The organism is Flammeovirga sp. SubArs3, from assembly GCF_947387565.1.
Taxonomy (GTDB): domain Bacteria; phylum Bacteroidota; class Bacteroidia; order Cytophagales; family Flammeovirgaceae; genus Flammeovirga; species Flammeovirga agarivorans.
Genome location: NZ_CANDOA010000003.1, coordinates 390,413 through 415,706 on the forward strand (window position 1 = coordinate 390,413; position 25,294 = coordinate 415,706).

The 25,294-nt window shown below is 33.1% G+C and carries 17 protein-coding genes; 10 read left to right on the forward strand and 7 right to left on the reverse strand.

From position 1 onward, the window contains the following. Positions 1-32: 32 nt before the first annotated feature. Complete coding sequence (locus tag QL232_RS10695) at positions 33-2,354, reverse strand: TonB-dependent receptor plug domain-containing protein (RefSeq protein WP_281614106.1); 2,322 nt, start codon at positions 2,352-2,354, stop codon at positions 33-35. Between the two features lie 263 nt (positions 2,355-2,617). On the opposite strand from QL232_RS10695, the gene QL232_RS10700 reads away from it, so the two are divergent. The 7 genes from QL232_RS10700 (at position 2,618) to QL232_RS10730 (ending at position 15,665) form a co-directional block, all read left to right on the forward strand. After that, complete coding sequence (locus QL232_RS10700) at positions 2,618-3,049, forward strand: hypothetical protein (protein WP_168883143.1); 432 nt, start codon at positions 2,618-2,620, stop codon at positions 3,047-3,049. Between the two features lie 115 nt (positions 3,050-3,164). Further along, positions 3,165-8,462, forward strand: a complete 5,298-nt coding sequence (locus tag QL232_RS10705; protein ID WP_281614107.1) for a translocation/assembly module TamB domain-containing protein — start codon at positions 3,165-3,167, stop codon at positions 8,460-8,462. After that, positions 8,452-10,755 (forward strand): BamA/TamA family outer membrane protein, encoded by a 2,304-nt coding sequence (locus QL232_RS10710; protein WP_281614108.1) that lies wholly within the window; start codon positions 8,452-8,454, stop codon positions 10,753-10,755. Before QL232_RS10705 ends, QL232_RS10710 begins: the two co-directional genes overlap by 11 nt. Positions 10,756-10,994: 239 nt before the next feature. After that, positions 10,995-12,662: an AarF/ABC1/UbiB kinase family protein gene (locus QL232_RS10715; protein ID WP_168883146.1), complete on the forward strand. Its 1,668-nt coding sequence runs from the start codon at positions 10,995-10,997 to the stop codon at positions 12,660-12,662. A gap of 9 nt (positions 12,663-12,671) precedes the next feature. Then, positions 12,672-13,064 carry an HIT family protein gene (locus QL232_RS10720; protein WP_168883147.1) on the forward strand — a complete coding sequence of 131 codons (393 nt, stop codon included), beginning with the start codon at positions 12,672-12,674 and terminating at the stop codon, positions 13,062-13,064. A 29-nt stretch (positions 13,065-13,093) separates the two neighbouring features. Next, positions 13,094-15,118 carry an NAD-dependent DNA ligase LigA gene (gene ligA / locus QL232_RS10725; RefSeq protein ID WP_281614109.1) on the forward strand — a complete coding sequence of 675 codons (2,025 nt, stop codon included), beginning with the start codon at positions 13,094-13,096 and terminating at the stop codon, positions 15,116-15,118. A gap of 1 nt (position 15,119) precedes the next feature. Then, complete coding sequence (locus tag QL232_RS10730; protein ID WP_281614110.1) at positions 15,120-15,665, forward strand: hypothetical protein; 546 nt, start codon at positions 15,120-15,122, stop codon at positions 15,663-15,665. Positions 15,666-15,724: 59 nt separating this feature from the next. Here QL232_RS10730 and QL232_RS10735 read toward each other — a convergent pair whose 3' ends face one another. From QL232_RS10735 to QL232_RS10745, 3 genes are all read right to left on the reverse strand, one after another. Beyond that, positions 15,725-15,901: a histone H1 gene (locus QL232_RS10735; protein WP_066207506.1), complete on the reverse strand. Its 177-nt coding sequence runs from the start codon at positions 15,899-15,901 to the stop codon at positions 15,725-15,727. 157 nt (positions 15,902-16,058) lie between these two features. Continuing rightward, positions 16,059-17,303: a pyridoxal phosphate-dependent aminotransferase family protein gene (locus tag QL232_RS10740; RefSeq protein WP_281614111.1), complete on the reverse strand. Its 1,245-nt coding sequence runs from the start codon at positions 17,301-17,303 to the stop codon at positions 16,059-16,061. A gap of 196 nt (positions 17,304-17,499) precedes the next feature. Then, positions 17,500-18,498, reverse strand: coding sequence for a DUF6588 family protein (locus tag QL232_RS10745; RefSeq protein ID WP_168883151.1), 999 nt, complete (start codon positions 18,496-18,498; stop codon positions 17,500-17,502). Positions 18,499-18,596: 98 nt separating this feature from the next. Between QL232_RS10745 and QL232_RS10750 the strand changes: the two genes are divergently transcribed. The 3 genes from QL232_RS10750 to QL232_RS10760 all read left to right on the forward strand — a co-directional run bounded on the left by QL232_RS10750 (position 18,597) and on the right by QL232_RS10760 (position 20,638). Next, complete coding sequence (locus QL232_RS10750; RefSeq protein WP_281614112.1) at positions 18,597-19,697, forward strand: hypothetical protein; 1,101 nt, start codon at positions 18,597-18,599, stop codon at positions 19,695-19,697. A 102-nt stretch (positions 19,698-19,799) separates the two neighbouring features. Then, entirely contained in the window at positions 19,800-20,210 is a 411-nt protein-coding gene (locus QL232_RS10755; RefSeq protein WP_281614113.1) for a hypothetical protein, read from the forward strand. A 113-nt stretch (positions 20,211-20,323) separates the two neighbouring features. Then, positions 20,324-20,638, forward strand: a complete 315-nt coding sequence (locus QL232_RS10760) for a hypothetical protein (protein ID WP_281614114.1) — start codon at positions 20,324-20,326, stop codon at positions 20,636-20,638. A gap of 37 nt (positions 20,639-20,675) precedes the next feature. On the opposite strand, the gene rlmD is transcribed toward QL232_RS10760, so the two are convergent. From rlmD to QL232_RS10775, 3 genes are read right to left on the reverse strand one after another with little or no spacing between them, the layout of a single operon-like run. Beyond that, positions 20,676-22,088 (reverse strand): 23S rRNA (uracil(1939)-C(5))-methyltransferase RlmD, encoded by a 1,413-nt coding sequence (rlmD, locus tag QL232_RS10765; RefSeq protein WP_168883155.1) that lies wholly within the window; start codon positions 22,086-22,088, stop codon positions 20,676-20,678. Positions 22,089-22,100: 12 nt separating this feature from the next. Beyond that, positions 22,101-22,610, reverse strand: coding sequence for a 2-amino-4-hydroxy-6-hydroxymethyldihydropteridine diphosphokinase (folK, locus tag QL232_RS10770; protein WP_281614115.1), 510 nt, complete (start codon positions 22,608-22,610; stop codon positions 22,101-22,103). A 31-nt stretch (positions 22,611-22,641) separates the two neighbouring features. Continuing rightward, a complete protein-coding gene (locus tag QL232_RS10775) occupies positions 22,642-25,191 on the reverse strand; it encodes a BamA/TamA family outer membrane protein (protein ID WP_281614116.1) in 2,550 nt (849 codons plus the stop codon). Between the last annotated feature and the right edge of the window lie 103 nt (positions 25,192-25,294).

The following is a 25,294-nucleotide window of genomic DNA, read 5'->3' on the forward strand; positions in this document are numbered from 1 at the left end:
ATTTTTTTGACAACTTAAAGATACACGTTTTTTTAAAGGTGCAAAATCATTTTTACATTGAAAAAACGCTGGGATAGAGTATTTGGTACTGCATACTGTGTACCATCATATGTTTTTACCCATGTATAAGAAATAACGTTATTGTTACCCAAAACATTTAATATTTCGACACCAATTGAAAGATTTTTCATGAATTCCTCATTAGGGTTGTCTGATTTTTTATTAAGTGCGATTAATTTATTTAATCCAAGGTCTAATCGCATATAATCATTTCCTCCACTGAATGCATTTCTTAATTCAGGGTTGTCTGGAGGTCCAAAAGGTAATCCAGAACCATACATAAATCTTAAATTCATTCTCATGGTAGGATTATTTGGTAAATGATCTTGGAAGAACATTGCTAAAGTAACTCGTTGATCTGTAGGTCTTCTAATATAGCCTCTTGGATCATTGTCAATCTTTTCTTTAGTACTCATAACGCTCAATGAAATCCATGATTGAGTGCCGGGAATAAATTCACCACTTAATCGAGTGTCAATACCTGTAGCATAAGCAACGCCTTCATTTTCTCCTGAATATCTAATTCTAATGTTGTCAATATTGTAAGGGACAACATTCCATAAATGCTTATAATAAACTTCTGAGATCAATTTGAATGGACGACCCCATTGTTCAAAGTTGTAATTGATACCACCTATGATATGTAGTGAACCTTGAGCCTTTAAGTCTTCATTTAGAGTGCCATCAGGTCTTCTCATTTCTCGGTAGAAAGGAGGTTGATAATACACTCCAGAAGCGAAATTGAATACAACATCTTTTTCCCATTCTGGCTTAAAAGAATATTGAAATCTTGGGGAAACGTTAACTTCATTATTTACACTCCAATATGTCCCTCTTACTCCTAAAGTCATCTTATGTTGATTGTTATTAGAGTAATAACTACTTTGGGCATAAGCAGAATAGCGTTGCGATTCCAAGTTGTTTTCAGTCTTTAATTGATCATCAATACTGATAACATAATCGGCAGAATCTTGGAACTGATACTCTGAAAGGTTATCGTTTATTTCTTCAAACTTTACTTGTACTCCGAATTCAACATCAAAAAGGTCATTAAGAAGCCATGAATTTCTGTTTTCTACTGTGTAGACATTGGCTTTCAGCGTATTTCTTGAGTATTGATATTCACCACCAATACCTTGCTCGGTAGCACAGTCATTCACTCCATTTCCAATATCATCCACATCACATATTCTATATGCACTTTCTAAATTACTTCTTTCTCGTTCCTGAGTAACCATTGCCGATGTGATTAGATTGGAAGTGAATTTATCATTGAAATTATGGATTAATTTTAATCCTCCCTGAAAAGTGTCGTAATCTAATTGTTCTTTTCCTTCAAAGGCGATAGTTAAATTACTGATACCTTCACCTGTCTGAAAATTTGTACTACGGGTAGAAGGGAAAACACTATACCTATTCGCGGCATAGGACATTATTGCATCCAAATACGTTTTTCCTTTTTTCCCTTTTCCGGATAAGTCAAAACTTAAGTAAGATTGGACGTCACCAAACTTTGGTCTGTACTCACCGTCAGTTTGTAAAGTGTTCAGTAAATATTCAGTTGATTTATATCGAGCACCTATAATAGCCGTGTGTTTTTTGTTTTTTGATGCACCTCCTAAGGTAAGAGAACCATTGAGTAAAGATGCTTCTAAAGTACCTTCAAAGCTAAGTGGTTTTTTGTATTCAATATTTAATGATGATGATAATTTATCACCATATTGTGCTTCCCAACCACCTGAAGAAAAATCAATATTATCTACCATGTTACTATTCACAAAGCTTAGACCTTCTTGTTGTCCAGATCTAGCAATAAAAGGACGGTAAATTTCAATATTATTTACGTAGATAAGGTTTTCATCAAAGCTGCCTCCACGAACAGAATAGTCAGAAGATAATTCATTGTTGGAAGCTATCCCTAAAGCACCACTAGCTACTAGTTGTTGGGTGAATTCGCCATAACCAACAGGTATTTCTTTTAAATCTTCACCTTTGACGAACACAGAACCCGCTTGTTGTCTCACTTCGGTTTCTTTATTATCGACAACTTTAACTTCTTTAAGTTGGTAAATCTGTTTAAATAATTTGACGTCAAGATTTTTTATCTCGTCTTTGTATAATTGTACCTCAAAAGCTCTAGGAGAGAAGGACGGATGATTGAAAAATACAGTGACCAATGTATCTGTCGGGATAGTGATAATATAGGCACCTTCCGCATTTGTTAGATAAAAATTATTCTGATTAACTCCTGCTTGTACCATAGCAGATTCCACAGGGTTTCCGATAGAATCCATTACAACACCCCGTAAAACTGCTTCTTGAGCTTTAGTTTCGGTTAAGGAGAAAAAAACAGATATATATAGAAGTAATATTGAAAGAGTTTGGAAACTTTTAAGCATAATTACTTAGAGAATTAAAAAATGAGTATGATTTATTACCATACAATGACTAATCTGTGTAATTTAGTGAAATGTATACATTCTTATTCACTTATTAGGCATTTGAATCAGAAAAAAAGTATTACAAATCTAATCACTTTACATCGATAAAACTAGTTATGACTACACATCAAGAACAGGATAATAATATCATTGATAATGTTAGAAATTACTTCGGACCTGAATTTCCAGAAGATATTTCATTAGACCACGCTTACATTCATATCGGTTATTTCTTTGGTTGGGTGATTTTAAATGATCTTTACTCTGAAGAATTTGAAGATGAGTTTGGTGCTCAAATCATTTACTTTAAAAGAAAAGAGATTACACCTACAATTTTAGCTGAAACTTTAGATGGCATTATAGAAAAAGAGCTTTTTGATATTAAGCTTCATCGATTCTTAACAGATTACTATAGTTCAGGAGATTACATCAAGGATTATAAAGAAAACCTAGCGAATGATAAAGATACAATTTTCCATGTTTCAGAAAACTGGGAAGACTTTGATAAAATGTCAAAAATCTTAGACGCCCGTTTCTCAAGGTATTAATTACAAATGCTGAAAAATTAAGTTCTTCTCTTCTCGTAATACCATAAAAAATAGTTAAATTTACTTCTTAGTATAACCTAAACTGTCATACGAATATTTAACTCTAATTTCGAGAATGAAAGGATCTGTCAAAAGACTTTTTTTAGGTATCCTTATTCTATTCGTCTTACTTATCTGTTTTGTGTATGGAATTCTTAGAGTTCCTTATGTTCAGAATATTGTGGTTACCAAAGCCACAGAATTTTTATCTACAAAGACAAATAGCAAGGTATCTATTGATTATATCGCTTTAAATTTCCCAAAGTCATTAGTCATTGATGGAATTTTATTAAAACATCCCAATGGTAATGACTTTGTGAAATTAGACGAAATTTTACTAGATGTAGATTTAGAAACTGCATCTATGGATAGGGTCGTTATCGACGATTTTGAGGTCAATGGTCTTGAAACAAATATATACGTTTATAAAAACGGTAAATTTAACTTTGACTACATCCTAGATTCTTTTTCTAGTGATGATTCTACTGTAGTGGTTGAAGAGGATACAACTTCATCTGTTATCCCACCTATTATTTTAAATCAAATAAGCCTAAAAAATATTCAGTTATTGTACTCTGATAGTGTACAGATGATGACAGCTAAACTGAATCTTGGAGAACTAACAGCCTCGATCCCTAATATTAACCTTAATACTTCTGAATATAAAATTGGAGAAGTTGCTTTAAAAAAATCAGATATTTCCTACGAAGTTTTTGGGCAAACAACAAGTAATATTGTTGAAGAAACTGATACAACAGAAATTGCTGAGGAAGTGCCATTCGATTTAGTACTTAAATCATTAAGTATTGAAAATACCAAATTAGTTTATCACGATAAGCCACTCAAAGAATCTGCTCATCTTTCTATTGGTCACTTTCTAGTAGAAGATCACCATTTTAATTTGATTGATCAAAAAGTAGCAGTTGGCCTATTTAAACTTGACGAGACGTCTATTCGATATGATCTAGTTTCGGATACCACTATAAAGCATGAAGATATAACGAATATTACTCCTTTATTAAAACCAATTTCATCTTTGGATTTAGGTTGGGATGTTAATATAGACGATGTTCAAGTAGATCAACTCTCATTGGAGTTTAATGATGATTTGTATGAAAGGTTAGAACAAGGAGTTGATCCGAATCATATTTTATTAAGTAAGCTTCAGCTAAAATCAAAAGATATAAAAGTACAAGACACTGGAATTACAATAGATCTTGAACACTTCGAAGGAAAAGAAAAAAGTGGTGTATTTGTTAGAAGCTTTTCATCTTATGTATTTGTTGGCCCTCAGAAAATAGACTTAACAGAATTACTTTTAGAAATAAATAACAGTTTTTTATTGACGGATCTTCATTTAAGATTTAGTAATTTATACTTAATAGGAGATTATATTGAGGATCTTCAGATCGATAATAATTTAAAGAGATCACATATTTCATTTAAGGATGCATTGATTTTTGATCCTTCCCTAAAACAAGATTCAACAGTAGCTCCATATTTGGATTATAATATTGACGGTAAGTTAAAAGTAAAAGGGACTGTTGAAGATATGAGAGTATCCGATGCAAAAATTAACTCTGACTTAGGAATTGAAACAGATTTAGTATTACATCTTCAAGATTTATTAAGTGAAGATTCTCTGAGGTACGAAGTGAGTATTGATTCCCTGAATTTCTTTACAAAAACACTGTTGGATTTAAATGTAGATCAAGAAACTTTAAATGCCTTCAATTTACCTCAGCATATTTTAGGTCAGTTACATGTAAAAGGCGGCTTAAAGGATGTAAGTAGTGAGATGTCTTTAAGTTTAGAAAACTTTGGTGCTTTTGATTTAGATTTTAGTCTTTTCAATGAAGATGAATATCAATTGAAAACAAATACCTATAATCTTAATGTAGGAAAAATATTAAAGGACACTACAATAGGAAAAGTAAGTACTTATCTTACTGCTGTTGGTAAAGGTTTTGATGTTGAAAAAGATTTAAAGACTTTAGCCACTTTCGACCTAAAAAAAGCTGAATACAATAATTATGATTACGGTGGGTTGAAAGTAAATCTTGATGTAGATAGGATGGCTGTTAAATGGGATGCTAAAACAAACTCCAAAGGTGCAAAGTTTAGCCTGAATGGAAATGTTGATATGAACTCCGATATTCCTTATGCATCTGTGATTGGTGATATAGAGCACATCGATTTTAATCAATTAAACTTCCTAGAAGATACTGCAACAATAGGAATGAGTATTGACTCTGAAACAAAAGGTTTCGATATCACTAATTTAAATACAACTCTCGATATTAAAGATTTGTACTATTTCGATGGTACAAAGAAATATAAATATGATTACGTAAAACTGCATGCAGAACTAGACAGTACACATATTGCAGGTGCACTTTCTGCTCCACATTTAGAGGGAGACATGCAAGCGGATATACCATTAGATTCATTAGCGGTCGTCTTGGAAAGATATTTCTCCCAGTATATTTCTTCAAGAGAAATGATAGGTCAATTACCGCCATCAAAAGGTAAAATGTATGGATCATTAAAATTGACGAATAGTGAGTTGTTGACCAATGGAGCGATTGAAAGTTTGGACTCATTACAAATCTCAAAATTTGACTTCAACTTTGATGCTGCCACTAATATTTTTGATTTTGATATTCTAGTACCAAGGGTGACGTATTCTGATATTGATGTGGATTCCACTTTTGTATCGATTCATGCAGATGGTAAAAAAATGGCTTATAAGCTTGGTTTCGAAAGACTGAGAATGTTAGGTTATGAAGACTATGCTGTCCATAATTGGGAATTTGGAGGCGAGGCGCATGATAATGTGCTTACTTTTAAAACTGTTGGTCAGAATGAAGATTTTACTAAAAAATGGTTATTAGCCAGTGCAAACTTAACATTAGATTCTACTACCTACAGGTTTAAATTGGATGATCCATTGATTGTCAATGATGAAAAGTGGAACGTTAATACTAATAACTATATCCTATCAGATGGTGGATTACCCTATATCCATGAATTGACATTAGAACAAAAGGGACAGAAGTTTAATTTCTTCTCGTCTCAATTTGACGAACAAGATACTGTTTACAAGTTTGAAGTCATAGATTATTCATTAGATGATATCACTTATAATGTCACGACAGATACCTCATTAGTTAATGGATTAGTTAATGCAGATATAGAGATTGGAGATATATCACAAGGAGGAAAGTTATCAGCTGATTTCAAAATTGAAGACTTTGGTATCTTAAACCATATACTAGCTACTTTAACTTCCAATGCAAAGAATACGGATGACATTAATATCTATGAAAGCAATGCCAGAATAGTTGGACCAATCGGTAATATCCATTCAGAGTCTTCATTTAATGTTGCTGATACGATTGCACCATTGGATTTGTCCCTAACCATCGATAGTTTATTAATTCAACCTTTTGAAGCTTTAAGTAGTGAATATTTATCGGATCTATACGGAGGATTTGCTGGAGGTCTTAAAGTAAAAGGTGGTGGTGTAGGACCTTTGGATATCAAAGGAGCTATTAAAATGCAAGAACCCACTTTTAAGGTCAAAATGTTTAATCTGAAATTGGCAGGTACCGACGGTCAAATGATTTTTGATGATAAGGGAATGCATTTTGAGAATTTTGGTTTTAAAGATGAAAATGGAAGATATGCTTTACTAGCAGGTAATATTTATACAACAGATTACACAGACATGGACTTTAACCTGAAGTTCAGTGCTGATGATATCACAGTAATTAATTCAACATCGAAAGACAATCCAGAATATTTTGGAAAGCTGATTGTTGGAAATATTACTAAAATAAACGGCCCAATCGATCACTTGATGATAGACTCTGAGATTCGTATAGCTAGGGGTACTGATTTGACTTATGTATATATGGACGGTGGTATTGCAGAGATCGATACTGGTGATGATATCATTGAATTTGTTCAAGAAGACGATACGATCACTATTGCTAAAAGTACACATAACTATGAGTTGAAAACTACCATAAACATTGATGATAAATCATCTTTTAAAGTAGTGATTGACCCTAGAGCCGGAGATGCATTAACATTAGTAGGAGGTGGAGTTTTACACCTAAGAATGGATGCTGGTGGTGATCTAGTAATGTCAGGTCAATATGAGGTGACAGAGGGTGATTACAGTATGACGTTCTATCAATTAATGAATAAAAAGCTTTCTTTGAAAAAGGGAAGTACTGTATTGTGGACTGGAGATCCGTATAATCCTCAAGCGAATATGACAGCGATCTATCAAACGAGTACTTCACCTTATCCTTTAGTAGCCAATCAGATTTCGCCAAGTGAGTCCAATAAATACAAGGCAAAAAGAAATTTTATTGTTTATATGAATATGAGAGGTGATGTGATCAAACCTGAACTTTCATTTGAATTAGAATATCCTGAAGGAAGTCAGGGTGGTGATAAAATTGAATCTGCCATTGAATATTTAAATCAGGATGAATCACAACTTAATAAACAAGTTTTCTCACTTCTAATCTTAGGGACATTCCTAAATGATGCTGGAGGAGATGGAGCAAATACTCAAGATATGGTAACGGGTTCTGTAAGTTCAATTATCAGTCAGCAATTAAATAATGTGACCAATAACCTTACGAATGGTTTTGTTGATGTCGATTTTGATGTTGACTCTTATTCTCAACAGCAGACTTCTGGTGGTTCATCAAACAGAACTGATGTAGGTGTTACCTTAAAAAAATCACTATTCAAAGATCGATTAAGTGTATCTGTAGGTGGAAAAGTTGCCGTAAATGGTAATGAAGCGAATAATAACAGCAGTACTTTCAACACAGACTTCTTATTAGAATACAACCTTTTAACAGATGGGACTTTAAAAAATAGATTATTTAGATCCATTGATGCTCAATATTTTACTCCTGATGTATTTAAAACTGGAGTTTCGATTGTTTTCACAAAGGATTATAATCATGGCCGAGAATTGTTCATCAGAAACCTAGATAAGAAAAAGGATATCCGTAAGAGGATGGGTATGATCAAAAGGTCTAATACTGGTGGAGGAATGATGGAAGCAAGTTCAGATTCATCTTCAAATTCTGGTGGAATGCAACCTGCAAAATCTCAAGGCATGGCTCCTGCAAAAAGTGATTCCACACAACAAAAAGCGGACTCTATTAAAGTGGAAATGGATTCAACATCCATAAAAACAACTCCTAGTGATTCTTTAAAAATGGATGACTCAGAAAGCCGTATACCTATTGAAGAAGGTGAAGAGATAGGGTATATCAACTCCCAATTATTTTATCAAAAAGAAAAAGAACTAAAGAGACTTTTATCCGAAAATGAAGATTAAACAACTTCTATATATAAGCCTTACTTCTGTACTCTGTTTTAGCTGTAGTATAACGAAGTACTTAGAAGAAAATCAGACTTTTTACAATGGTGCCAGAATCGAGTACGATAAAGAGGATACTGTAAAAGTGGATGATGATCTCAAATATACTCTAACAGAAAAACTTTCAGTCTCTCCAAATAAAAAAAATGGAGCATGGTTTTACTTCAGAGGAGAAAATGCCAAAAGACCAAAAGGTTTAAAGAAGAAAATGGCCAATACCTTTGGTGAAAAGCCGGTATATTATGATAAAATTCTTTCAGAGAAAACAGCAGAATTGCTTGAAAGTACTTTAGATAATAATGGATATTTTGGTAATAGAGTATCTTTCGAAGAAGAATATCATAAGGATACGAAATCTACTACTGTAAAATATATCGTTCATGTTAAGGATACCCCTTATCGTTTGGATAGTATTGAATGGGTATTGAAACAAGAGAATATTTTTAATGAAAAGATTAAAGCTCTTGAAAGTGAATCCGTTTTGGAAAAAGGGGATAGATATCAATTACAGAAATTTAGAGACGAAAGAATTCGTATAAACAATGCTTTAAAAGATAGTGGCTATTATTTCTTTAGTTCAAATTATTTGATGTTTGATCTCGATTCTGCAAATGAAGACAGGACAGTAAATGTTAAGGCCTATTTTAAAGAAATGCCTGATAAGGTAAAAAGACTTTACTCTATTGATACAGTTTTGATCCAACCTGACTTTGATTTAGATGGGTTAAATGTTTCAAAGAGAAATCATCAGAGTGTGCTTATGGATACTGGTGTGATTTATAAAGGTGACCCTGTCAATCTAAAGCCAAAAATTCTAGATGAAACACTTCAGCTAAGAAGTGGTGATATTTATTCAAGACATAAACATCAAGCAACATTAAAGCAGTTCTCAGGTTTAGGAGTTTTCCGTTATGTAAACATGGAGTTTGAACCTAAGCCGACTACTGATCCTGATTTTGGTAAGATGAATGTCAACGCTAAAATGTCTCAAGTGACATTGCATTCATTATCTACAGAACTTTCAATGTCAACTTGGTCGACGGGTTACACAGGTCCTGAATTAGATTTAACATGGAAGAATAGAAATACATTTGGTGGAGCTGAAAAATTCTCTGTCACTTTTTTCACAGGTGTTCAAAAACAATTTGGTGGAAAATCTAATGGGGTTGATGTTATCTTCTGGTATGGTGTCGACACAAAATTATCGATTCCTAGAGTAATTGCTCCATTTAAAGTAAGACCTGGTGGAGATTTTTATATTCCATATACCAACTTTGGTTTAGGGTTCAAGCGTTATCATTTCTTCCCTTCATACTCTATGAACTATTTTAATACATCATATGGTTTTGATTGGAGAACGAATGAATCTGTGCGTCATAATTTAAATCCTATTTCTATAAGTTTCCAAGCGATCTCATCGAATGATAGTACTGATCTTGGTGATGCTTTTCCGTCATTAGAAGAAACATTCAGAAATCAGTTTATTCTTGGGTCTAATTATAGTTTTGAATATGCTCCTCATTGGGATAAAACAAAAAAGAATTCAAGCTTTTACTATAAAGGAGATATAGATATTTCAGGTAACCTTTGGTATGCGGCGATGCAAGCAACAGGAGCTGAAAAAAATCCAGAAACAGGACAGTATGAGATTTTTGGCAATCCTTTCTCACAATATGTTAGGCTAACCAACGATTTTAGATTTTATTTTAAAACCTCTAAAAAAGGTGAGATGGCTACCCGGTTTGTCGTGGGTTATTCCAAACCATGGGGAAACTCGACAGCACTGCCTTTTGTGAAACAGTACTTTGTAGGTGGACCTAACTCGATCAGAGCTTTTAAATCTAGAACGTTAGGACCTGGTAGTTTTGAGCCATCAGACGATTTGGATGAAAATGGATCATCATTTGGTCAACAAGGTGGTGATATTAAAATTGAAGGTAGTTTAGAGTACCGGTATGATTTGCATCAATACCTAAAACTGGCAGCATTCTTTGATTATGGTAACGTATGGTTAGCTACTGAAGATCCAACAAGACCAGGAGGTGAATTCAAATTAGGCAATGTTTTAAATGAACTTGCCTTAGGGGCTGGTGTCGGACTTAGAATTGACCTGCAGTTCTTCGTTTTAAGATTTGATTTTGCCATGCCATTAAGGGTTCCTTATGTACCAGATGATGGTGATCAGTGGGTGATAAAGAAGCCAAGTTGGAATCAACTTGTGTTTAATTTAGCAATAGGATATCCATTCTAATACAAAAAAGGAGCTTTAATGAAGGCTCCTTTTTCTAATTATAGCCTTATTTGTTATTTTAACAGAGTATTATATTAAAAATTCAGACAGAATAAAGTAATTTTAAAAGAGTATACAGTAAATTGTATGGAGTGAGAATTCATTCTTAATAAAAGGTGTTTCATCACTATTAATTTTTAATTATCCTCGTATTTTTTTTCGAGTAGAAATTACTATAAAGTAGTTCTTAAAACGTATAAATGCTTTTTTCAACCAAAGTAAAAAATTTCCAAAGACTTCAGCAGATCATTAAAATTTTGTTGAAATACGGTTTTGAAGATGTTGTTTCAACTACATCATTGAATAGGTTTGTACCTATTGATGATTGGAAAAGAAATAACAAACCGGTACTTAAGTATAGTCGATCGGAAAGGATTAGAATGGTGATAGAAGAATTAGGACCTACTTTTATCAAATTTGCTCAAACACTAAGTAACCGACCAGATATCCTTCCTCAAGACTTAATAGAGGAATTTCAAAAGCTGCAAGATAATGTTGCCCCATTTTCTGAAGATGAAGCGATGGCGATTGTAGAAAAAGAAACAGGGATGAACCTAAATGATTTTGTCTCATTTTTTGATAACAAACCATTAGGAGCAGCAAGTATTGGCCAGGTACATAGGGCTAGATTAAAAAATGGGAAAGATGTCGTACTTAAAATCCAAAGGCCAGGAGCAAGAGAACAAATTCATACCGATCTTAGGCTTTTAAGGGAATTTGTTAGACATACGCATCAATTTTTTAATCGACATGGTATTCTCAACCCAGATGAAATTATTGAAACTTTTGAAGAAAGTATCAGAAATGAGTTAGACTATACCATTGAAGCCAAGCACTTAGTTCAATTTAGAAGAGCAAATAAAGAAAATAAAAACCTTCATATTCCATATGCATATTTAGAGTTTACAACTAGAAAGCTCTTAGTCATGGAATATGTGAGTGGCTGTAAGGTCACAGATATAAGAACGATTACTTCTTGGGGTTTAACTCCTAAAACAATCGCACAGAAAGGTGTAGATATATATTTAAATCAAATTTTTGAACAAGGCTTTTTTCACGCAGACCCTCATCCTGGTAATGTGTTAGTGAGGCCGGATGGAACTATTATTCTCATTGATTTTGGGATGATAGGGAGGTTGTCAAAAGAGCAACGATTTGGTTTAGCAAACTTTTTAGCATCGATGTCAAGAGGAGATGCTAGAGGTATGGCACTTCACTTAAGAAGAATAGCAAGAGATTCGAATATTGAAGACTCAAAGATGCTTGAACAAGACTTAGGTGAAATGGTGGATAGATATTATACCCATGGTAATGAAGATGCAACCATGGCCGAAATAACTACTGCCTTGCAAACGATTATCTACAAGCATCATTTAGCTGTGCCTGGAAGTATATTTTTGATATTAAGAGCACTAGCAATACTTGAAGGTATAGTTAATGTATTATGTCCAGATTTAGAAGTACTTCCAGAAATCGAACCTTATGCTGAAAGGCTAGCAAAAGAACAATTTTCATTTAAAAATTTAAGCTCAGACTTTTATTACTCGTTCTATCAGATTTCATCATTAATTTATAACCTCCCAATGGAAGTGAGGTATATTTTAAAGAAGACAAGAACGGGTAAATTAACAATCAACTTTGAGCATAAAGGGTTGGAGAGTTATATTCAACAGAAAAGTGAATCTGCATCCAATCTTAATATAGTCATCATCATTGCTGCATTTTTAGTGAGTTCCAGTATTGTAATGACGGCTCCAATACCTTATTCGCAAAGAAACTTTTTAGGTATGCCTTTATTAAGTACTTTAGGTTACACTATGTCATTGTTCATGATGATCTATCTATTTTTTAAACCAAAAAAGAAATAAATTATAAAAATGGCTTCCATATTTTCAAAAATCATTGCAGGAGAAATACCATCACACAAAGTGTATGAAGATGATAATTATTATGCATTCTTAGATATATTCCCAGTACAAAAGGGACATACACTAGTAGTTCCAAAAAAGGAAGTAGATGATATGTTTGATCTGGATGATGAAACTTTGGCGGGTCTATATGTTGTGGCAAAGAAAATTTCTAAAGCCATTAAAAAAGTATTCCCTTGTAATCGTGTAGGACATGCAGTGATAGGATTAGAGGTTCCCCATGCACATATGCATCTCATTCCAATTAATGGTATGTCAGACATGAATTTTGAACATAAATTAAAATTAACACCGGAAGAGTTAGCTGGAATCGCTAACGATATCAAATCAAACATTGAATAGTACTAACTAAATTCACTTTATTAGGTTATATGCAAATTAACGATGCAGAAAAACGTGTAGAGGAGCTATCGATAACTCTACATGAGCTAAATAGAAAATATTATCAAGAAGGAGTATCAGATGTTTCTGACCAAGATTATGATCAACTCTTAAAGGAACTACAAAGAATCGAAGAAGAATTTCCTTCATTAGTCAAACCAAACTCTCCAACATTAAGAGTTGGAGGTGAGCCAACTAAGAATTTTGAAAACGTTGCTCACAATGTACCTATGTTGTCTTTATCAAATACTTATGATAAAGAAGATCTTTTAGATTTTAATGAAAGAACGATAAAAGATCTAAATGAAGATGTAGAATATGTTTGTGAGTTGAAATATGATGGTGTTGCTCTAAGTTTGACTTATGAAGATGGAATACTCGTAAGAGCTGTAACGAGAGGAGATGGCGTTAAAGGAGATGATGTTACAGCAAATGCTAAAACTATTCGATCTATTCCAATACAACTCAACGGAGATTACCCATCACAATTTGAAGTGAGAGGGGAGGTCTTTATGAGTAAGAAATCATTTGATATCAATAATGAAAAAATTGCTATTGAAAATGAGGAAAGAATCAGTAAAGGTAATAAACCTCAACCCCTTTTAGCCAATCCAAGAAATGCAGCAGCAGGAGCTTTGAAACAACAAGATCCTAAAAAAGTGGCAGAACGTAAACTGGATATGTATGTCTATGGAATAGTGACAGAAATTGAGGGGATAGATACACATTATGATGGTTTAGTGAAACTTAAGGAATGGGGCTTTAACTTATCACCAACTTTCGAAAAAGAAAGTTCAATTGAAGGTGTTTGGGATTATATTACTCGATGGGATAAAAAACGCCACGACTTGCCATTAGAAACTGATGGTGTAGTTATCAAAGTGAATAAAGAAGAGTTCCATAAAAAATTAGGTAATACGGCTAAAAGCCCACGTTGGGCTATTGCATATAAATATAAAGCTGAAGCTGCAAAAACAGAATTAGAGTCTGTTACTTACCAAGTAGGTAGAACAGGAGCAATTACTCCTGTAGCTAACTTGGCTGCAGTACAGCTAGCGGGTACTACTGTAAGAAGAGCTTCGCTTCATAATGCTAATGAGATTGCAAGACTGGATCTGCATTATCATGATATGGTATATGTAGAAAAAGGTGGTGAGATCATTCCTAAAATTACAGGAGTTGATAAAACAGAAAGAAATGAAAAAAATAAGCCTGTTGAATTTATAACTCATTGCCCTGCTTGTGATACTGAGCTGATAAGGAAAGAAGGTGAAGCTCAACACTATTGCCCTAATAAGGAAACTTGTCCACCACAGGTTAAGGGGAGAATCCAACATTTTGTGAGTAGGAAGGCTATGAACATTGATTCAATTGGTGGAGAGACTATTGATCAATTGATTGGGAAAGGGTTGATAAAAGATGTCGCAGATTTGTACCTATTAGATAGTGATAAATTATCAGTAATGGAACGTTTTAAACAGAAGTCTATTGATAATTTATTGAATGGAATAGAAGCATCGAAAAGCATTCCATATGAAAGAGTATTATTTGCTCTCGGAATTAGGAATGTTGGTAGTACTATTTCTGAAAAGCTTTGCGAAGCATTCCCAACAATAGAAGAATTGGAGAAAGCAACTATTGAGCAAATCTCTGAATTATATGATGTTGGTAATACGGTAGGCGAAGAGATTGTTTCATTCTTTGCTGTTGAAGAAAATAAAGCCTTAGTCACTAGACTACAAGAAGCTGGTTTGCAGTTTAAACTTGAAAAGAAAAATACACTAGATACTTTAGAAGGTAAGTCTTTTGTTTGTACTGGTAAGTTCTATGAATTTTCAAGGAATGAGATCCATGATCTAATTAAGCTTCATGGAGGAACGGTTAAAACAAGTATCTCAAAAAATGTAGATTATTTAGTAGCTGGAGAAAAAGCTGGCTCTAAACTTAAAAAAGCTGAAGATTTAGGACTTCAAGTATTAACAGAAGAAGATTTCAAACAATTAATCACTGAGTAAAATGTTAGATATTTTTAGAAACAAACTACTCGGACATAAGATCTCATCCACCAAAAAGGAGAGTGGAATAGAGCATAATAATGATTTACCATTTGAAGAATCTACTTCGGTAGGAGTTTTATTTTACATTAAAGATCTAGAACAATTAAAATCAACTCTAAATGAGAGTAGAATTATTGAGAAAATTTTACCAAAAACGGTAAAGAATCTTGAGATCATCTTCATTACAGAGGAGAAAAGGATAGATTTTGATGTTCCTTTTGAATATAAAATTATTCCACTTTCAAAGATAAATTGGAATAAGAAAAATGTTGAAAGTCATCTTCAATTATTTGTCAAAAAGAAGTTTGATTATCTTTTTACATTCACATATGGTATTTCCAAGATCTTAGATCAGCTAGCCTACCAATCTCACTCAACTTGTCGGATTGCATTAGGTGAACATCAAGATGTTTCAGCATATGAAATGAAATTAAGTTACGATCAATTATCATTTACTGAAAGGATAAGAGAGAGTATCGATATTTTGAAAAAGATGCATAAATAAATAAAAAAGGGGTTGAATTTAGATTCAACCCCTTTTTTTGTGAAAAGATCAATTTGGAATTAACCGTTGTTTTTGATCTCTTGGATTTCAAGACGGATATCTTGAGCAAGTTTTTTGATGTCTTGCATGTTCTTTCTAACACGAGTACCAGCAGCCGCTACTTTGTTGTTATAAAATTTTTGAGCGTCTTCTTCAGTTTGCTGGATAAGCTCTTTAAGTTCTGTGAATTTGTCCATTTTAGTATTTAATTTCTATCGATGAATTAAATTAAGTGTACCACAATTTATAAAATTTCTTTCAAATAGAACAACTTTTAGACATAAAAAAAGGATAAAAATCCGTTTTTTTAAACGAAATTTTATCCTTTTCTGAGTTAAATTGAATCTTAATTCCTTACGAGAATATTTGAGGTTCAGCATTTGCATACTCACCTGATTCTAATTTATGTTTCACAGCATTGAAAGCGCTGATTGTTTCCTCTACGTCAGCAATAGTATGTGTTGCAGTTGGGATTAATCTCAACATGATAACACCTTTTGGTACTACTGGGTAAACAACTACTGAACAGAAGATGTTAAAGTTCTCTCTTAAGTCCATTACCATGTTTACTGCTTCGTTCTGACCACCTTGTAAGAATACTGGAGTTACAGGAGTATCAGTTAAACCGATATCAAAACCATTTTCTTTCAAGCTATTTTGTAATGCAGTTGCTACTTCCCAAAGCTTATCTTTTAGTTCAGGCATTGTACGAAGCATCTCTAAACGCTTCAAGTTACCTTTTACTAATGGCATTGGAAGAGTCTTAGCGAAGATCTGAGAACGAGTATTGTATCTTAAATATTCAATCACTTGCTCGTCAGAAGAAATAAATGCACCAACTGAAGCCATTGACTTAGCGAAAGTAGAGAAGTAGATATCAATAGCGTCTTGACATCCTTGTTCTTCACCAGCACCAGCACCAGTTTTACCTAATGTACCGAATCCGTGAGCGTCATCAACTAACATACGGAATTGGTATTTATCTTTTAATGCAGCAATTTCTTTTAGTTTACCTTGGTCACCTAACATACCGAATACACCTTCAGTAATTAATAGGATAGCACCACCAGTTTCTTCAACTAATTTTGTCGCTCTTTGTAATTGCTTTTCACAGTTCTCAATGTCATTGTGAGGGAAAACAAAACGTTTACCTACATGCATTCTTAAACCATCAATAATACATGCGTGACATTCTGAATCATAAACTACTACGTCTTTTCTATCAAGTAATGCGTCGATTACAGACATGATACCTTGGTAACCGAAGTTTAAAACCATTGTATCTTCTTTACCTACAAAAGAACTTAACTCTGACTCAAATTCTTCGATTAAGTTAGAGTTACCTGACATCATACGTGCACCCATTGGGTAAGCTAAACCAAACTCTGCTGAAGCTTCAGCATCAGCTTTTCTAATTTCTGGGTGGTTTGCTAGTCCTAAGTAGTTGTTTAAACTCCAAGTCAATACTTCTTTACCTCTGAAGGTCATGCGAGGAGCAATTTCTCCTTCAAGTTTAGGGAAAGCATAATAACCATGAGCCATTTTAGAGTGAGACCCTAGCGGTCCTCTATCTTGAAGAAGTTTTTCAAATAAATCCACGATATAGTCTATTTTAATGTTTGAAACATTATTCTATTTACAATCAAAATGTTTAGAGTATGGTAGTCTTTACACACCACATAAAGGGGCAAGAAACGCCATAATTCTAAACGCAGCTACAAAAATCGTTTATTTAGGCTTTAAAAAAAGCATTTATACGTTGCATTTAAGAATTCTTAACAAAATTTGCCTGCTTTTATTTTAATGTTAACCCTAAACCCGCATTAAACTGATGCGATTCGGCATAAGTGTAATCTCCATTTATGAAAACTAGACCAAATTTCAGCATTACACCACCTGTAAATTTCCATGCTTTAAGTTCATAAACATCGATGACACCTTCATCGGGTATATTTAATGTTTGATCTGTATTGTTCTCTAATCTATAATCACCTACAAGAGTAGTTGTGTTCTTACTATATACGAATCCTGTGCTTGCATAAATTGTGAGTAGGGGAAAAGTCTTAGAAATTATCGCCTCAAAATCTCCACCTCTAGTTTCAAATTCTAAATTCCCCGGATTAACAACAGGTGTAACACCTGATTGATCTACCGGATATTTCCCTAAAGCTTCTGTATAACCTCCGAATATACTTAAATCAAAGGGTGATTTCTCTTTAAAGAACCATTGGATGATATTATGTTTGATTCCAGCTCCCCACATTCTCATAACAATTCCATTGTATTCAACTTTAGGAAATAATCGTCCTAATAATTCAGTATTCTTAAATACACCAAGACCAAACTTAATTGTGGGTAGTACTGCGAAGTCAATATTTACACCTTGAGTTGCTGGAATAATAGCTTCAGTGCCATCATCGTTTTTTACACCGATTACAGAAGTATTAGTATTTGACCCGAAGAAGGTAGGTAAACGATTTGTACCGGAAATCACTCTAACTCCTTCTAAATCATCTACTGTATAGTATAATTGTTCGGGTGCTAATAATATAGCAGACGTTCCAATACTAAGATCGAAACCAATAGGTCTATGCGGTCGAGCAGTGTGGTTCCATCCTAAACTAATTGCCCAAGCATAACTTTCAGATAGGGGTTGTGTATACCTTCTGAAAAGTTCTAAACTTGTATTTTGAGCATTTTGTCCCTCTGTTGAGAATAAAGATAAAATGTCTTGAGAATAGGATGAGTGATATAAATTAAAAAATAGAAATATTGAAAGTATATATCTTTTCAAAATAATGATTTTAGAATATTCAATACAATATAAATATTCTATTTAAACATTGATACAATATAATTGTATTTATTGATTATAAGTTGCAACTTGCAACTATGCAATTAAATGAATTAGAACAAATAGAACTTGAATTTGAGATATTAATTCAAAAGGATAGGAGAAACTGGCTAAGAGTAGCAAAGTTATTAGATAGAATTGAATCTGCTGAACTTTATAAGTTAAGAGCAAGATCATTTACTGAATACGTTAAAAGCTTGGCACAGAAAAATGGTATTAATATATCCACCCTCTGGAGAGCAAGATCTGGTGCAAAACTGTATATGGAAATTCTAGGTTATTCTGATATTACGGAAATGGATGAGTCTATTGTTAAAACTACTCCTGAGCAACTTGAAACTTTTAGTAAGGTCAGAACTATCGCACCGTCTAGAATTGTCGAAGAGGTGAAAAATAAGATGATTGAGGGAGCTAATATGCGTCATGAATTAAGGGAGTTATGGAATATTTATAGACCATTAAAAGGGGGGAAGACCGAAAGAGGTCGAAAAAAAGATGAACCTATAGCTATAGATGACAAGGCCAACAAAAAGCAATTTGTTGTTCCATATGATATGCCATCATCGAAAAAGAATGAACATGTCAAGACCAATACAATGGATAAGTATTGGGAAGATCTCAAGAAGATGGAAAAGTATAAGTTATCTAGCGAAAACGTTGCAAGAGCTAATATTATCAATGCTTTAAGATCAGAACAATGGTTAGCAAGAACATTTAATGTTGATTTTACTTCCAAGTTTGAGCACCTGATTGCGTTTCAATTAGCGGCTTTTACCGAGATTAATATTTTATCATTGGTTCGGCCTAAAAAAGAATCAGCAGAAAGACCACAAGTAGTTGGTGTTGAGGTGATTACGGAGTTATCTGATTTTCAGAAAAATAGACAGAAAATAATCAAGAAAAGTGCCTATTGTGATTATTTCTATATTGGTATTCCTTTAAATACTGAATACATTGATGCTGCACAAAATTTTATTAGTAAGTATGAAAATATCGGTATTATCTGTGTTTCAGATCAAATTGATGAAGATACTAAGCATGAATGGAAAATAGTTGAATTAGCTAAAAAGACACCTTTAACAATTCAGAATGAATACATTATTATGCAAAAATGTATGGAAAGGCTCCTTGGGTGGTAATAATATAAATTATGTTATGTTAAATTGAGTTTTATTTTATTACATATATATATATCTTCATACTCTACTACATTATCTCTTTTTAATAATCAAAATAGCTAAATGCAGACTATTCATCAAACAGCAGCTCATCTTATTCAATTGGACGAAGAAAATCAAATCATAATAAATTCTTGGTTTGATATAGATACTTCTATGTTAACTGATGGAGAATATAAAAATGAAGTGATGATATGGATTGATCTCTTCAAAAAATATAAACCCTCTTATTGTATAACGGATCTTCAAAACTTCAACTTCCAGATTAGTGTCGCTACCCAAGAATGGTCCTCTAATTTCGCAAGAAAGGAATTAGTCAAAAGTAACATCACGAAATATGCATTGATCGTAAGTCAAGATTTCCTTTCTCAAGTAAGTGTGGAAAATATCATTGAAAACTCAGGTGATTACTTAGGCTATGATTATCAGTACTTTATATCCATTGAAGAAGCAAAAAAGTGGCTTCTCTCCTAGTTGATTTCTGTTAATAATTTTATTAAAAAAATTGCATATTTTACTTGACAAAGTAACAACGTTACATTATAATTGTGTTAGTCAATTAATTATCTAATAAATATTACTCTCAAATGAAAAAGCTATTTTTTGTATTTCTAACTTCTACCCTCTTGTTCCTGTCGATCTCACACAGTACAAATGCTAACAACGAAAAGAGAATCATAAAAACTAATACTGTGAAAGTCGAGCAGATTATCATGACCATTCAATATGGAGATGGTTTCTTTACACTCACTAGAAGGTTATTTACTGCAATTGGCTTAGACCCCACTTCAGTAACTTGGAATCATGTACTTCTTCTTAAAACGATTTATGAAGAACAAAAAGGATATGAAACTTTAACGGTGGGTGAAAAATTCGTTATTCTAAAGTCTGATTTTATTTAAGAAAAAAGGTGATCAAATAAATGATCACCTTTCTTTTTTATCTTAATTCTAAAGCTACTACATTTTCCACATGATATGTTTGTGGGAACATATCAACCGGCGTTACTTGTGTGACTTTATATTTTTCATCTAAAAGTGCAAGATCTCTTGCTTGAGTAGCAGGATTACAACTGACATAAACTATTCTTTTTGGTGTTACCTCAAGAATTTGTTTAATCACATCTTCATGCATTCCAGCTCTTGGAGGGTCTGTTATAATTACATCAGGTTCTCCATGTTTTTTAATAAAGTTTCTTGTAAGGATATCTTTCATATCTCCTGCAAAGAACTTACAATTGTCGATACTATTTAGCTCAGAGTTTTTCTTTGCATCCTTAATAGCATCTTCAACATACTCAATACCAATTACTTCTTTTGCTTTACGAGAAACAAATTGAGCAATAGTACCAGTACCTGTATATAAATCGTAAACTCTTTCTTCACCCGTTAAATTGGCAAAGTCCCTAGCTACTTTATATAAAGTATACGCCTGTTCAGAGTTTGTTTGATAAAATGATTTAGGGCCTACTCTAAATCTAAGACCTTCCATCTCTTCTTCAATATACTCTTTGCCATTGTATACTTTGAAATCTAGATCCTGATAGCTGTCATTTTTCTTTTGATTGATAACATATAACAGGGATGTGATTTGTGGAAACGTGTTTTTAAGATGCTCCATAAACCCATCTATTTGTTCTTGATTGTCATCATAGAACTGTACCATAACCATCAAATCTTTTGTAGAAGCAGTTCTGATGATTAAGTTTCTTAATAGACCTGTATGTTCATAATGATCAAACGTAGTAAGATCATTTTCTAAGATATATTTATAAGCTTCTTTTCTGATTTCATCTGCTGGTTCATTTTGTAAGAAACAGTCGTTTAGATGAAGGACTCTATTCCACATACCTGGAAGGTGAAGACCAACACCTCTTCTTTCGATATTTTCTCCACCAGTTTCCATTTCTTCTTTTGTCAGCCAACGACTAGAAGTAAATGTGAAATCCATCTTATTTCTGTAGTTCTTTGTCTTCTCAGAACCAAGGATTGGGTTGAACTTTGGTAATTCTATTTTACCGATTCTAGACAATTGATCTTCCACTTGTTTATGCTTGTAATGCAATTGCCATTTGTAATCTAACATTTGCCATTTACAACCACCACAAAGCCCAAAATGCTCACAGAAAGGCTCAATTCTCTTATCCGATTGACTATGGAATTTAATAGGTTTAGCCTCCATATATGACTTTCTCTTCTTTGTTACTTGAAGGTCACATACGTCGCCTGTTACTGCTCCTGTTACAAAGACAGTCATATTATCTTCTGTTTTTGCTATAGCTTTTCCTTCAGCTCCAACATCGATAATTTCTATATTTTCTAAAACTATGTTTTTTTTCTTTCTTCTTCCCATCTTGAAATAAGATTAATAAGTAGGATGATTTGTTTCCTTTACCAATTTTTTGACCTCTAAAGGATCATCGCACTGCAAAAGTAAATCTCTAATTGACAGATTTAAAACTGGATGTAAATAGTTTGGTAAAATTTCTGTTAATGGTTCTAATGTAAAACGTCTCTCTTGAAGCCAAGGGTGTGGAACTTTTAGGTTCTCTAGTTCAATGATATCATGATTGTAAAAAAGTATATCGATATCGATGATACGAGCACCCCATTTTTCTTTTCGGACACGTCCTAATTTATTTTCAATATCTTGTGTGATATGTATTAGATCATCAGCAGAAATACCTGTTTGTACTTCTACAACTTGATTTAGATATGATGGTTGATCTTCCTTTCCCCAAGCATCTGTTTCATAAATACTAGAGATTTTTGAGATTTCACCTACACTATTTTTCAATTCTTCTACAGCATTTGCCATAGTAGAAAATTTATCTCCAAGGTTTGCACCTAATAATATTACAACGCTATTTGTCATATTTCTATAATTAGGTTGCAAAAATAGTGAATTAGAATGGATACCCTATACCTATATTAAATTCTGTTGTGCCTTTTCCGAAAAAATTATATCCTGCAACAAATCTATCCCCCTCTTTTCTTGCTGGATCATAGATTTTTGTACCGATATCCAATCTTACTAATAAGAAGGAGAAGTCCATTCTGGCACCGAAGCCTGCACCAATTCCAAATTCCTTCCAGAATCGACTAAATTCAAAGTTGCCTCCTGGTCTAGTTTTATCTTCTTCAATCAACCATACATTTGTTGCATCAATAAAGAATGCCCATTGGAAAAGCCTAGTGATTTTGTAACGCCATTCAGCATTTAATTCAATAATAATATCACCTGGTTGTTCATAACTATAATCGAATGTTCCATTTTCATTTTGTGGAGGTGTATATGAACCCGGACCTAATCGTCTTGGTCTCCATGCTCTATTACTATTACCACCACCTGAGAAAAAATACTTTTCATAAGGTAAGGCATCCACCTCGCCATATGATTTAGCAATACCCATATGTATTCTTGAGGCAAAGAAATGTTTCTTTTTCTCACCAATAGGAACAACCCTTCTTAAGTCATAATACAATTTGTAAAACTTATAATAACGTAGACCATAGATGGATCCTGGTTCACTTCCCGTCCATTGATTAACAAGGTCTAGTGCATTACCACCAATCTCTCCATAAACTTTTATGTAAGATGATTTTGAAGAACTGGTGATGTACTCTCCTCTCATTCTCGAAACTCCCAAGTGCATACTTGATACAAAAGAATTGTCAAAAGAATAGTGTAATGTGTTTCCTTGTTCGGCAAGTTGTTGTAACCTAATTCTGAATGGATTACTTAAAAATGGTGTATTGATTACATTCAAGTCTGCTAGTGATAATTCAAATAGATCATCTTTTCTATTTCTCCATTCATAACCAAACTCACCTTTCAAATTTAATCTAGTATATTCAGGTCTACTTACATAAGCAACATCACCAATTATATTGGTTTTTGCAGTACGATAGTAGTATAAATCATTCAGTTTAGATGAAAAAGGTATTAGTGGTCTAGGTATCTTAAGAATAGCACTTAAACCATATTCAGTACCATTATAAATGTCATTTGTTGTTTCAGCAACACTAGCCTGAGCTTCTAAAGAAAAACGACCTCTGAATTCTAAAGACTCCGCACCCTTAAAAATATTTCTTGTTTTTAATGAAACACTAGCAAATGGACCTGGTAAAGATCTACTAACATTTAGTCCTGTTTCGAACGCATACTGATACTTATTAAATGAACTGGTATAAATCAATGCATTTAAAGAGTCACTGCCTTGTTTTACATATTCGATATTGACGAATTTAAAAGCATCCATCTGACTCAAGAAAAAACGAGTGTCATTAGTTAGCGATTCATTGAAAGGTGTGGTTTCTTTTAATGCCAATTTCCCGTTTAGGATCTTTTCTTTGTATTTCTTTTTATGCTCAACATATGTGATAGACTCATAATTTGTAGTATCAGCTTCTGATTTATCATTAGGGTCAGTCTCAACGTAAATGTCTTTTACATAATACTTTGTATGTGCTTCTTTATCAGCTGGTGAATCAATAATGATTTTAATATCAAGTTTACCATGTTGATGATTGGTATCGACCTCATATTTAATATAAGAGCTATTAAAATCGAAATATCCGTTATCCCTTAATAGCTTATTTATTCTCGCTCTTTCTTGCTGTAGTTTTATTTCGGAGTACTTCCCTTTTACTTTCAAGTAACTTTTTTTATTAAAAGTAAGGATCTGATTATACACTGCTTTGTCTTTTACATCATAAGCAATTTTATTAATCACCCATTGCCTTTTTTCATCAACAGTATATGTCTCTCTAATAAAGGGATAAGTACTATTTTTTAAGGTATCGAATTCCAAGGTTACAGAGGCATTTAAGAACCCTCTTTGAACAAGTGCTCGCTCAATACTTCTTGCATTATTTTCTGATTCGTCCTGATCAAAATAACTAGGAGGCTCTCCTGCAGATTTCATCAACCAGTTCCCTTTTTCAACTCTTTCCGTGAGTTTATCAGTTTTAGAAATAGATTTAGACTTCAGTTTTCTTAGTTTACGAATTCCTTTAACTGAGTCTTTGATACTTTGTTTTTCAAGTTCATGAATATCCTCATAGGAATCATAGAGATCTTGTGTGTATAAGTAATTTAGGCTATCTCTGTTTATCTTTATTTGTTTGGTCAACTCTTTTTCCCTTGCAGAAATAAGCGTTTCCCAATATTCAGTAGCGTCTACTAATTTGATACTATCTTTAGAATAATTTTTTACATAATACTTGTAACCTCTTTGATAAGCATACAAAGGGATCCTCATTTCAGTACCTAAAAAAGTACGGTTAGGTTTTTTCCTTATTATCGATTCCAAAGAAGATTTGTCAGTGTATTTAACCCCTTCTAATCTCTGCTTTACCAAAAGACTTTTATCCTGTTCCAACTCTTTGTAAGAAACACAAGCTGACAGGAAAAATAGTGAGAAAAGTAATATCGTTTGACGGTAGTTAAACAACTCTATTGAAAAATTATTACTAATAAAAAGTGATCTATCAAAACAAATATACTCTATTCTAAAGTATAACAAAGACAATTATTCTGATTAGATATATGATTTT

Coding starts and splice junctions, on each gene's coding strand:
- QL232_RS10720 (WP_168883147.1), top strand. CDS start 12,672: ATGGCTTCCATATTTTCAAAAATCATTGCAGGAGAAATACCATCACAC.
- QL232_RS10730 (WP_281614110.1), top strand. CDS start 15,120: ATGTTAGATATTTTTAGAAACAAACTACTCGGACATAAGATCTCATCC.
- QL232_RS10695 (WP_281614106.1), bottom strand. CDS start 2,354: ATGGATTCTATCGGAAACCCTGTGGAATCTGCTATGGTACAAGCAGGA.
- folK (WP_281614115.1), bottom strand. CDS start 22,610: ATGACAAATAGCGTTGTAATATTATTAGGTGCAAACCTTGGAGATAAA.
- QL232_RS10735 (WP_066207506.1), bottom strand. CDS start 15,901: ATGGACAAATTCACAGAACTTAAAGAGCTTATCCAGCAAACTGAAGAA.
- QL232_RS10715 (WP_168883146.1), top strand. CDS start 10,995: ATGCTTTTTTCAACCAAAGTAAAAAATTTCCAAAGACTTCAGCAGATC.
- QL232_RS10700 (WP_168883143.1), top strand. CDS start 2,618: ATGACTACACATCAAGAACAGGATAATAATATCATTGATAATGTTAGA.
- ligA (WP_281614109.1), top strand. CDS start 13,094: ATGCAAATTAACGATGCAGAAAAACGTGTAGAGGAGCTATCGATAACT.
- QL232_RS10760 (WP_281614114.1), top strand. CDS start 20,324: ATGAAAAAGCTATTTTTTGTATTTCTAACTTCTACCCTCTTGTTCCTG.
- QL232_RS10705 (WP_281614107.1), top strand. CDS start 3,165: ATGAAAGGATCTGTCAAAAGACTTTTTTTAGGTATCCTTATTCTATTC.
- QL232_RS10710 (WP_281614108.1), top strand. CDS start 8,452: ATGAAGATTAAACAACTTCTATATATAAGCCTTACTTCTGTACTCTGT.
- QL232_RS10750 (WP_281614112.1), top strand. CDS start 18,597: ATGCAATTAAATGAATTAGAACAAATAGAACTTGAATTTGAGATATTA.
- rlmD (WP_168883155.1), bottom strand. CDS start 22,088: ATGGGAAGAAGAAAGAAAAAAAACATAGTTTTAGAAAATATAGAAATT.
- QL232_RS10755 (WP_281614113.1), top strand. CDS start 19,800: ATGCAGACTATTCATCAAACAGCAGCTCATCTTATTCAATTGGACGAA.